The following is an 11726-nucleotide window of genomic DNA, read 5'->3' as shown; positions in this document are numbered from 1 at the left end:
TTTATTCTAACGAGAAACAAAAAATCTGTCATCAGTAATAGATAAAATCTATTACCAACAACAGATATTGTAGAACCCTAAAACCCTACCAAAGAGATTAGCTCTGGTAGGGCTTTTTACGTATCAAATAGGCATTTCTATTTTTTGGAAAGGATAATAAAAGATATCCAGATTGGAAGCCGCAAAAGTTTTCCAGTCTGGATATTTTTTTGTCACATATATTTTGGATGTTTTCTGAAATCCCATTGAAACTGTTTTGATTACATCATTCATTTGCCACAGTGACAAGCAGGTTAAAAGGCTGATTCCTTTTCCGTTCAGGAGTCCCATAGGCAACATTTCACTGCAAGTACCCAGCATTGATGGTAAAATGAAATTCATACATAAATTGCTGAGGTATAAAAATGAAGTCAATTAAGCGGTACTGGAATCAACTTAATATCAAAACGACCGAACTCATCGGGGTTGCTATCGGAGCGTTTATTTATTCGATGACCTACAATTATTTATTATTACCCTCTCATCTTGGTGAAGGTGGGGCAATGGGCGTTACCGCGCTCCTGTATTATGCCTTTCAGATTCCGTCATATCTGTCTAACCTACTGATCAATACCGTGCTGATTGCGCTAGGATATCGATTATTCGAAAAGAAGACCACTTACCTAACCATTTGGGCGATCGCCTGGATGACCGTCTTTCTAAAACTGCCGGTTCTTTATTCCTATCACACCCATGAATTGATTGTGCCGACGCTTCTCGCAGGGGCATTGACTGGAATCTCAATCGGGTTAATTTTCCGGTATAACGGGACGATTGCAGGGGATACAATCATTGGCAAGCTATTGAATTATTTCTTTGGCATGTCGGTGGGCACTGGCAGCTTACTGTTTGACCTTGTAATCGTGATCCCATTCATTATGATCATTGGGTTTACCAACACGATTCTGACAGTCATTTATCTGTACGTTTATTCCGTGTTTACCAACCAATTCATGGCGAACGTCGGGGCTAGGAAAGCCGTCCTGATTGTTTCACCAAGGTACCAGGAGATCGCAACCACCATTTCCAAACAATTGGGCCAAGAGATTACCATCTTCAATGGCACCGGCTTTTACAGCAGTGCTGACCAGCACATACTCTACATGATTGCCAGCCCAAGGCGCGTAACCAAGATTGTGCCGATTATTGAGCAGGAAGACAAGAATGCACTGATTGTGGTTGAAAATATTAGGAGTACGCGAGGATTGAATATGCGCCGGATTCTTTAGGCAATAAAGAGTTAGACGAAATCACAATAAAAAACATCGTTAACGTTAAGCGGGGCTTGAACCGTTTGGCGTTGACGATGTTTTTTAAGCTGAGCGCACTGCAGCATTGTTGATTTGTTACGATTGGTGATGTTTTCCCAATGATTGATCCTCAAAACGCCTCATCATTCAGAAAAATTCCGTTGCATCATACACGCCTCAATAGATTTAGAAAGAGTTTCGAAAGAGTTTGGAAAGGATAAAACGGGAATAGAACAAGGTTAAGGGCAGCTTCGAAATGATGCATTTTCTGTTGTCGAACGAGTTTCGAAAGAGTTGACAATTGATGATGTGACTTCTATAAGTATGGAAGCTGATGCGAATACAGAACTTGTTTCTTTAAAAATTAATTTGGACATTCTTATATTGATAAAACTTGCGACAAACGATTGATCCTGGTCATTTAACAAAGAGGACCAACTATTCCAAAAATCAGGAATAATTGGTCCTCTTCGGTGAATTCTGGGATCAAAACGTCGATTGTCTTAGTCTATGGATATGACGATCATTTATTGGAACGACTTACGCTTGTGAATGCTGAAAAATCGAATAAACGATGTAGCCGATAGTTAAGATCACCAGCGGCAAAAAGAAAATGGCTGAAAATGACAGCACAACCAATAGAATGGTCGCGATGATGCCAACAACCAACTTGAGTAAGAACCAACTTGTTTTAAAGATGAGCGTGCCAAATAAAATGAGCAGTAGTAATAATAGAATCATTTGTGATGTCCCTTCGAATGGTTATTGTTGGTCTAATGATTCAACAGCGCCACTCCACCAGCAAGGTAGGTTGCAAACAGTAGCCAGGCTAGATAAGGGCCAAGTAGCCAAGTCGCAATCTTCTCGGTTGGCAGTAAGCGATACATTAAACTGGCAACCATGATGTCCATGGCGACAATGATGATCAGACCAATTACAAACAGACTACCGTTAAAGAAAACGATTGTCCAGACAAAGTTTAACAATAATTGACCTAAAAAGAAACTCAGGTTAACTAAATTGTTTCGGCGATCAGACCACAGCAGATACCCCACAATGCCAATGAACAAATAGAGAACTGGCCAAACAATGCCAAAGACAACCCCTGAAGGTGATAACGGTGGCAGGGACAACGCATTGTATAGCCCTTTAATATCACCGGAGAGTTGGGCTGATAACAAGCCCATTGCTTCAACCAAGATAATCCACGTTGTGAGTGACAGCCAATTAATTTTAGCGTTATTTGTCATGCAGTGACCTCCTCGAATGGCTTCAATATAATTAAATATCCAACTTAAGAACGTTATTCATTACAATATTGATATCCTTTATCCTATCGTGAAAGGAACGGCATGGCTAATTTGAAGTTTGGCGGAAATGTTCAGTTATTAAGTTGGAGCTCAAGATTAACCCTCTGTAAAATTAATGTAAAAGGTAAATTAATTAAACTATTGAATTATAAAATTAATGTGTTACGATAATTTTATGAGGAGATGAAAGATGATGAACCAAAAATATGAAAGCTGGTTTATTCAGCTGCTGTCAATTGGAAGCCTACTAGCTTTCATTGTCCAAGCTTTACTGACAGCGATTGTGGCTTTCGGAACACTGGCCACATTGATTATCGGCAATAACCCCAATTTTCCGCTCATTGCCAAGCTAGCGGTGCGCGCTCATTCAGCATTTACTGAATCCCTGGTGACAATCTTGATTGTGATTGGGGTGTTAATTTTCCGAACGATCATCATTTTTGCGCTTTATAAGCTGCTGCGTCAATTTCACACCAACGATATCTTCAATGACCGGAACCTGAGTTATATTCGTTGGTGCTCATATTCCTTTGGCGGCTTGGTGATCTTTGATGGGATGTTGGCGTTAATTTGGAAATTTTTGCACTTTGAGGCTGCCGTTTCCTATGGCCAGTCATTGTTTGCGGAAATTCTAGCATGGTTCACAATCTACGTGATTTACATCATCTTCAAACGGGGCTTGGCACTTAAAAAAGAAAATGAAGACTTTGTCTGAGAGGGGCTGGTGGAAATATGATACAAGTCAATCTGGACCGGGTCCTGGTGGAACGAAAAATGACGTCAAAAGAATTGGCTGCCAAGATTGGAATTACGACGGTGAATTTATCCAAACTAAAAACTGGCAAAGCTAAGGGGGTTCGCTTTGAGACCCTTGGAAAATTGTGTGCAGTGTTGGATTGTCAGCCGGGCGATTTGTTGGAATATGTTCCTGATGAGCCGACTGAATGAGAGAAGGAGAATTAATCATGGCAACGGCATCAAATAAGCGAGTGGATCTGCAGTTTGGGCTTGAATGTTTGGGATGCGTTGGGTTAACAATTTTATTTCATCTTTTGCAAGTATCGTATCTAAGCAGTTCAGGGCTCTTTATCTGGACTTTGATTGGTGGGATTGCCAGTGGGCTGATCTGGCTAACAGATTTTTGGCGGGCTCGCAATGCTTTCCGGTCAGTTGTTACGGTCAGTCTAAAATTAGCCAGCTATACCTTATATTCGTTGGTATTAATTATGGTCGTTAATGCTTTGTTGGCGATCGTTTGGCAGGGAACCCACTTCTGGGCTCAAGGATTGCTATCTTTAGGGACTATCCTCATTATCGGTCTGTCGTTGCCTGGTTTCTTCAAGTTGGTCGTAAATGAAACTAATCCTGTTTTGAGAATGGTTTCAATCTTCTTTTATTATCTTGGCTTCGGGCTTTTCCCCCAAAGTTTGGGCTTTGGTAACCACTATGTTAACGATTATGGTGCCCCGTATTGGGTTGCATTTATCTCAGCGACGCTTCTGGTGATCTACGCCATGGTCCATTGGGAGTACCAATTACCCAAATTGAAATTCAATCATCATTTAAACTATTGGTGGTTGGCGTTACTGATTGTGCCCAGGTTTTTGGTGATGGGAATGTCTGCGGGTAGTTGGTCGCGGTTATTTTCCCTACCGCTTCAAATTAGGTGGGTCATTCCAAACGACTCCTTAACGACTGCAACTATCTATGTGATCTTCACAATTGTCACCGTTTGTTTCAAGGAAGAATTGATCTTCAGATACCTATTTCTTGCCCAAATTCTAAACGCGGTGAAGGGATCTGTGAGGACCAGGATATTAAAGACCACATTGATTACTGCGACGCTGTTTGCTGCCTGGCATTTGCATCACATTTTCTATCAACCACTTGCAACAACTAGTCTACAGATATTAGCGGCCTTTGGGATGGGGGTGGTATTCGCAATCATCTATTTATATATCGGAACAATTTGGGTAACGGTTATCATGCATAGCATTTTTGATTTATTTTCGGTGGATATGGCTGGGAGTGTCACCCCATTTGTGAGCCAGCCGACATCGTTTTTGGTTGAGTTTATAGTAATCACAACGGCTATTCAGGTTGTCCTTGGATTGATTGCGATCTACACCATGAAGACTGGGCCGTTTGAGCAAACAATTCGTGCCAATCAGCGTAAGCAAGCATTGCGGCGACCAGTTGCTAATCTGTCAGAAAGTTAAAGGAGAAATTGATGATTAAATTAAAACTAATTGGCCTCACAGTGCTACTGTTCACTCTAACTAGCTGTGCATCGCAGCAAGCGTCAACTACTAAATCTGCACGACATTCTCACGACTGGATTGATGTTTACAGTCCATCGGGTAAAAAAGTCAAGACGCTGACCAGTAAAAAAGCGATTGCCTATTTCGCTGATCGAATTGGTGACGATGCCGGGAACGCAACTAAGCACCATGTTTTCCGAAATTCTAACTTGAAATTCAAGTACGTGATTCACCAGAAACGTGGGAATCACAAATTTTCCTGTTATGTCTATACTAATCGTCAGGCAAAAGCGATTATGGGGACGACCTTTCCCGCCCAAGCCTGGAAACTGACAAACCGGGAATTCGCAATCTTTGGCCAACCTCAGAAATTACAATAAAGAAATCAATCGTTTATTAAATGCCCCGATTTCCGACCATTTTTGGCATATTATTTAAACTTCCGACCCGCAGATTGTATAATGAAGACAGAATAGTTTGGATACGAAAGATTGCCTTTTTTGGAAGGGGAGTTCTTTATGTACAAAAATATTTTGGTGCCACTGGATGGTAGTGTGAACTCACAAAAAGCGCTGGATGTTGCCCTTGAATACTCCAAGGTGTTTCACGCGGAGATCATCGCTTTATCAGTTGTTCATCATATTAAATACGATTCGGATGCACTTTCGTCTGATATTTATAAAGGGTTATCAACCAATGCCCATAAAATTGTCGAAAGCTGCCGGGATCAAGCATGGAACCAAGGCGTGACGATCAAAGGGGTCGTTGAGGATGGCAACCCCAAACAAAGAATTGTTGAATTTGCCAAAGAAAATGATGTTGACTTGATCATCATGGGTAAGACCGGAATGAATGCGTTTGACCGAGTGATTTTGGGGTCAACCACTAATCATGTGGTAAGAGAATCCGGTACCCAAGTGTTGGTCGTTAATGCATAGTTAAATAAGGTAAAGCCATTAACGTTCACTTTCTAGTGGGCGTTTTTACGTGTGATGATGAGTCGTTTTGGAGGTGGAATCATGAAACGAATTGATTTAGGAATTTTAATTGTTGTGAGTTTTGCAGCCGCACTGGTGGGGACTTACATATTATTTGGCTATTTTGTCAAACAAGAAACGGTTGCAGCCGGGGTTATGCTTGCCTATCAAAATGTTTTATGGCTGGTAGCGGGGTTGAGCATGGTTGCTTTTGCGGCGTCACTGTTAACTGCTAAGTTCCCAACCTTGACAGTAGCCGCTGGTTTAATGGGGCTGATCACTTTAGTTGGCTATTTTGCCAGCTTAAACAACGGTAATTGGATCAATCATTTTCTGTTTCTGTGTACCGGTATTTTATTTACCGGAATAATTTTTAAATGGCTCTTCCGACGGTTAAGTTAAGAGTCGTATAATATAGTTAATTAAATTTTTAGGAGGCAACTCATGGCAGAACTTACTCACTTCTACGAAAAGTTTCAACCGGATCATTACGATATCTACTTGGATATCAACCGGGAAAAGAAGCAATTTTCAGGTCGATCAACCATTAATGGTCATGCAAAACAACAGTCAATTTCGATTCACCAGAAATTCTTAAAGATCCAAGCTGTCCAGGCAGATGGCAAAGCTGTGCCGTTTAAGATTGATGATCAGAATGAAGCCATTCAAATCGAGCTTTCAAAAACCGGCGATACGACGATCACCATCGACTTTAGCGCTAAATTAACCGACACTATGATGGGCATTTACCCATCTTATTACGAAGTCGATGGCGTTAAGAAGCAGATTATCGGCACCCAGTTTGAAACGACGGCTGCCCGCCAAGCCTTTCCATGTGTTGATGAGCCGGAAGCCAAAGCAACCTTTAACTTGGCGGTCAAGTACGATGAACACGATGGCGAGACCATTATCAGCAACATGCCCGAAGTTAAGACTGAAAATGGTGTTCACTATTTTGATACAACTATGCGGATGTCCACTTACCTCATTGCCTTTGGTTTTGGTGAACTGCAGAGTAAGCAAACTACGACTAAGAGTGGGGTTAGGGTTGGCGTTTTCGCAACTAAGGCGCACAAGACCGATGAACTGGACTTTGCTTTGGACATTGCCAAACGCTCAATTGAATTCTATGAAGATTTCTATCAGACCCCGTATCCATTACCACATTCATGGCAGCTGGCCCTGCCTGATTTCTCTGCCGGCGCCATGGAAAACTGGGGCTTAGTCACTTACCGGGAAGCCTATTTACTGCTTGATCCGAAGAATACCTCGTTTGAAATGAAGCAACTGGTTGCCACAGTCATCGCCCACGAATTGGCCCATCAATGGTTCGGTGATTTGGTAACCATGAAGTGGTGGGATGACCTCTGGTTGAACGAAAGTTTTGCCAATATGATGGAATACGTTGCCATTGATGCCATCGAGCCTGACTGGCACATTTGGGAAGTCTTCCAGACATCAGATGTTCCGGCCGCATTGCAGCGGGATGCGACTGACGGCGTTCAGCCAGTTCATGTTCAGGTGGAGAATCCGGCTGAAATTGATTCGATCTTTGACGCCGCTATTGTTTACGCTAAAGGGGCGCGGATGTTAGTGATGGCCCGCGCTTTAGTTGGCGACGCCGCGTTACGTAAGGGCTTGAAGAATTATTTTGCCGCTCATAAATTCCATAACGCCACTGGTGCTGATTTGTGGTCAGCATTAGGGGATGCTTCTGGGATGGATGTTGGCGCCATTATGAATTCTTGGTTGGAGCAACCTGGTTATCCAGTTGTGACTGCCAAAGTCGTTGACGGCAAGCTGACGTTAACCCAACAACAGTTCTTTATTGGGGAAAGCAAAGACGCAGACCGCAAGTGGCAGATTCCGTTGAACAGCAATTACGATCAAGTTCCTGACATTATGGCCGACAAAGCCGTGACTGTCGGTGATTATGACCAGTTAAGAGAACAAAACGGCAAGCCATTCTTCTTGAATGCGGGAAATAACTCACACTTCATTATCCAATACGATGAAACCCTCATGAAGGACATTTTGGGCCATGTTGATCAGTTGGATGCCATTTCTCAATTGCAAATATTGCAAGATTTGCGGTTGCTGGCTGACGGTCGTCAAAATTCTTACGCTAATATCGTGCTGTTATTGCCACGGTTTGCAGGAAGTCATTCAAATATTGTGAATGCCGCTTTATACCGAGTTGCAGGCAATTTAAAGAAATTTGTTGCCCCCAAGTCGACTGAAAAGCACCAACTACAGGCATTCTTCAATCAGCTGAGTGCAGCGCAACTTGAGCGCTTGGGTTGGGAGCCTAAATCAGGAGAATCAAACAATGATCAATTAACCCGGCCATATATTTTGAATGCTGCTCTTTACGCTGAAAATGCTGCCGCAATTGCTTCAGCCCACAGCCTGTTTGAGGCTAACCAAAGCAAATTGGCCGCCTTACCAGCTGGAATTCGGGTATTTGTTTTGATCAATGAAGTTAAGAACTTTGGGAACAAAGCGGTATTTAATCAGCTTCTGGATGATTATCGCAAAACCGCGGATGCAAGTTACAAGCAAGACATTTGCGCAGCATTAACCAGCACAACTGATTCTGGATTGATTGCTGAATTAATCACGAAATTCAAAGATGCTGACACCATCAAGCCTCAGGACTTACGAGCTTGGTTCCGTGGCGTCCTTGCTAATGAAGATGGTGAGCAGGCCGCTTGGGACTGGATTCGTGCCAATTGGCAATGGTTGGAAGACACAGTTGGTGGTGACATGGAATTTGGAACTTACATTACGGTCATTTCAAGCGTCTTCCATACCTCACAACGCTTGGCTGAGTTTAAAGCTTTCTTCGAGCCCAAGATTCCAACTCCAGGGTTAACTCGGGAGATTAAAATGGATATTAGCGTCATTGAGAGTCGGGTTGCGCTTGTGAATGATGAAAAAGATGCTGTTAATCAAGCTGTGAACCAGGTTGTAAAATGATTCATTAATTTTTAATCGAAAAGGGATGAAGATCTTCGTTGAACTGAGATTTTCAGCCTTTTTTAACTAAATAATCAATTTTAGTGATCAAAGTGATGCCTTAAAAGTTAAATGAATTGTTGTTACAAAAACATAATATTTTTGCAAAGAAAGTGCCCTTAGACTGTTCTCGTAGTCCTGACAAATGTAATATTTTTTTGTAAGTAAGCATCTCATATTGTATCTGGCAATGTTTTATCGTATGTTGGTTGAGTGTTCAATCGACTACCTATTGGATATGCGCTCGGAAATGATCGTCAAGTCGAATCGTTTTTTGCATATCGAAAATAACTTTTACGTATGAGGTGCTTTATATGATTACTGGAAAATCAAAGATACAACTATTTTTATTGCCAATTTTAACGATTTTGCTTTCATTTTCGTTATTTGGAGCTCTGAAAGCTTCCGCAAGTACGACAATTATTCCTGATATCTCTGAATGGCAGGGAAAATTGACGAACTCGCAAGTGGCTAAACTGAAAGACCAAGTTTCGTTCATCATTAACCGGCGCCAGTATGGGGCAAACTACCAGGACAAATATGCAACCAGCAACACCAATTTATATGTGAAAAACGGGATTCCATTTGGTGAGTATGATTACGCAACGTTCACCAGTGCGGCCAGTGCTAAAAATGAAGCCAAAGTTTTCTATCAAAATTCTAACAAGAACGCAAAATTCTATGTCTTGGATTACGAAGAAAATGATGTTACTTCAGGTTCGACAAATTCTGCGGTCACAGCCTGGTATAATGAAATGCGTTCCCTGACCAGCAAGAAGTTGGTTTTCTATTCCTATCAATCATTTGCCACAGCCCATGCTAATACTGCCCGGAAAAATTTTGATGCTCAGTGGATTGCGAACTATTCCTCTAAGCCGACCATTCAGACTGATCTTTGGCAATATACGAATAAAAAATATGTGCCAGCCCTTAAGGAGTCGGTTGATGCCAGCACGATTCTTAATTCCAGCAAGCCAATCACCTGGTGGATCGGCGGCCAGCAATCTGAATCAGCCGCACAACCAACGTACTTTACGGATGTCGTTCCAAGTGTCACAACCACTCAGAAGATTTATCTTTATGACTCAACTAGCTTTAAGAAAGCCAACCGGGTTGTGACGGTTAATGCTGGTACCAAGGTATCTGTAAGTGCGATCCATCAACGATCCACCGGCTCATACTATTTTGAAACTGCAGATGGTCGTTACTTTACTGCTAACAAAAACTACGTTCAATAATTCAAAATTCCATTTAGTGGAGGTCAACAATGAAAGTTTATAAAATAGGTGGCGTGCTTTTACTCAGTTTACTGTTGGTAGGCTGCAGTAACAGTAACTCAAGCAAACAATCATCGAATAATGAATCAAAAACGGATATGCAAAATTCGAGTGCTAAATCTAGCAGCAGTTCCGTTTCTCAATCCAGTAGTTCCAGTCAAACCTCAAATGCTGCATCTGCTTCCGGTCAATCAGGGACGAGTCAGCAAGCATATGATTTTTCTTCATTAACCCAAGACCTCTCAGAAAAATTATCGAATACGTTGTTGCCGCAGAATTCCGGCGTTGGCACCGGTTCCAAGAATGTGCATATTAGATACTCTGGCGATTCAGCTAATAATACGGTTTATTACAGTTTGGGAGACGATGCCCTGGCCGTAAATGATGCCAGCATCAAAGGTGAGACCCCATACGCTGTTTTAAGCAAGCGAACCTATGCTTCTAACAGCGAAGCTCAAAGCCACATCGATTATACGAGTGCATCAGAAATTAAGGGCTTGCCAAAGGTCGACTTGGGCCATTCAATTGTTGGTCATACCCAAGGTGGAGCCGGCCAACAATATATTTCCTGGAATGAAGGGAATTGGTCGATCAGCGTGCACGGAAGTCCAGTGAACAACACCACTCCTAAGAAGTTAGCGGTTAACAGTGTTTCAATGTTTGAAAATTATGCCTTACCGGCCCCAAAGAGTCAGGGAGTTGTCAAATTCAATGTTGGGGATTCTTCTCAATTAATTAATTGGCAGTCGGGTAATGTGGTTTATCGTTTAAAAACAACTGATCCAACCACGGCAATTAAGATGGCCGCTAGCATGAAATAACCATAAAAGTTAACCATAATCTGTTATATCTGGGCTGTTGCTTAAATCCTCAATAGGGGGTTGAACGGCAGCCTTTTTTATACTGAAACGCTTGTGTAACTAGACCGGCTGACTTAGACTATTGAGGTAGCTAAAAACATGAGGTGGTTTAATGACAATCAAATTTGAGAACGCGCGACCAACGGACTTACCCACGATCGTTGCAATTTATAACGAAACGATTCCCAGCCGGCTGGCAACTGCTGACTTGGAGCCGGTATCGGTTGCTTCAAAACAGGCTTGGTTTGATGATTTTAACCTCGATAATCGCCCAATCTGGGTCATCAAAGAGAATAATCAAATTGCGGGCTGGGTTGGGCTGGAATCCTTTTACGGCAGGCCGGCATACCACCGAACGGCGGAGATCAGTATCTATATTGATGAAAGGTACCGGCACCATGGGATTGGCCAACAAGCAATTGATTATGTTACTGGTCAACTGGCCCGTTTAGGCTTGGATGCGTTGGTCGCCTTTATCTTCACCCACAACGCACCGAGCCAGAAGTTGTTTAAGAAAAATGGCTTTGAAACTTGGGGACACCTGCCAGATGTTGCGATCATGGACGGTCAACGCCGAAGTTTGGATATTCTAGGGAAGCATTTTTAAATCATTAAATCGGTTATCGGTTAAAAGTTGAAAGAGCGTTCATGACAATTGAAGTGCCCTACAATTGTTAGACAAGTAAGTCTAATGATTGTGGGGCTTTTCTTGTGACAAAATATAGTAGTCAATT

The 11726-nt window shown here is 42.2% G+C and carries 13 protein-coding genes; 11 read left to right on the top strand and 2 right to left on the bottom strand.

Annotation, left to right across the window (positions count from 1 at the left end; genetic code table 11):
• Positions 1-404: 404 nt before the first annotated feature.
• On the top strand, positions 405-1268 hold the full coding sequence (locus KTE19_RS10980) for a YitT family protein (protein WP_217342288.1): 864 nt from the start codon (positions 405-407) through the stop codon (positions 1266-1268).
• 561 nt (positions 1269-1829) lie between these two features.
• Here the strand turns inward: KTE19_RS10980 and KTE19_RS10975 are convergent.
• Entirely contained in the window at positions 1830-2030 is a 201-nt protein-coding gene (locus KTE19_RS10975) for a hypothetical protein (RefSeq protein ID WP_054747765.1), read from the bottom strand.
• 32 nt (positions 2031-2062) lie between these two features.
• On the bottom strand, positions 2063-2539 hold the full coding sequence (locus KTE19_RS10970) for a TspO/MBR family protein (protein ID WP_217163216.1): 477 nt from the start codon (positions 2537-2539) through the stop codon (positions 2063-2065).
• A 250-nt stretch (positions 2540-2789) separates the two neighbouring features.
• Between KTE19_RS10970 and KTE19_RS10965 the strand changes: the two genes are divergently transcribed.
• From KTE19_RS10965 to KTE19_RS10920, 10 genes are all read left to right on the top strand, one after another.
• Positions 2790-3314, top strand: a complete 525-nt coding sequence (locus KTE19_RS10965) for a hypothetical protein (protein ID WP_217163214.1) — start codon at positions 2790-2792, stop codon at positions 3312-3314.
• A 17-nt stretch (positions 3315-3331) separates the two neighbouring features.
• A complete protein-coding gene (locus KTE19_RS10960; protein WP_217163212.1) occupies positions 3332-3547 on the top strand; it encodes a helix-turn-helix domain-containing protein in 216 nt (71 codons plus the stop codon).
• Between the two features lie 17 nt (positions 3548-3564).
• Complete coding sequence (locus KTE19_RS10955) at positions 3565-4818, top strand: CPBP family intramembrane glutamic endopeptidase (protein ID WP_217163210.1); 1254 nt, start codon at positions 3565-3567, stop codon at positions 4816-4818.
• 11 nt (positions 4819-4829) lie between these two features.
• Positions 4830-5240, top strand: coding sequence for a hypothetical protein (locus tag KTE19_RS10950; RefSeq protein WP_217163208.1), 411 nt, complete (start codon positions 4830-4832; stop codon positions 5238-5240).
• 138 nt (positions 5241-5378) lie between these two features.
• Entirely contained in the window at positions 5379-5798 is a 420-nt protein-coding gene (locus tag KTE19_RS10945) for a universal stress protein (protein ID WP_217342287.1), read from the top strand.
• A gap of 81 nt (positions 5799-5879) precedes the next feature.
• The gene (locus KTE19_RS10940) at positions 5880-6239 is read left to right on the top strand and encodes a YccS family putative transporter (protein WP_217163076.1); all 360 of its coding nucleotides are present in this window, start codon (positions 5880-5882) and stop codon (positions 6237-6239) included.
• Between the two features lie 42 nt (positions 6240-6281).
• On the top strand, positions 6282-8816 hold the full coding sequence (locus KTE19_RS10935) for a M1 family metallopeptidase (protein WP_217342286.1): 2535 nt from the start codon (positions 6282-6284) through the stop codon (positions 8814-8816).
• Between the two features lie 353 nt (positions 8817-9169).
• Entirely contained in the window at positions 9170-10093 is a 924-nt protein-coding gene (locus KTE19_RS10930) for a GH25 family lysozyme (RefSeq protein ID WP_217163080.1), read from the top strand.
• 29 nt (positions 10094-10122) lie between these two features.
• Positions 10123-10953: a hypothetical protein gene (locus tag KTE19_RS10925; RefSeq protein WP_217342285.1), complete on the top strand. Its 831-nt coding sequence runs from the start codon at positions 10123-10125 to the stop codon at positions 10951-10953.
• Positions 10954-11104: 151 nt separating this feature from the next.
• Entirely contained in the window at positions 11105-11599 is a 495-nt protein-coding gene (locus KTE19_RS10920) for a GNAT family N-acetyltransferase (RefSeq protein WP_217163084.1), read from the top strand.
• Positions 11600-11726 lie beyond the last annotated feature (127 nt).

The organism is Lentilactobacillus dabitei (assembly GCF_019061365.1).
Classification (GTDB): Bacteria; Bacillota; Bacilli; order Lactobacillales; family Lactobacillaceae; genus Lentilactobacillus; species Lentilactobacillus dabitei.
Note: the sequence above shows the minus strand (reverse complement) of the source record. Positions and strands in the feature narration are given on the sequence as shown.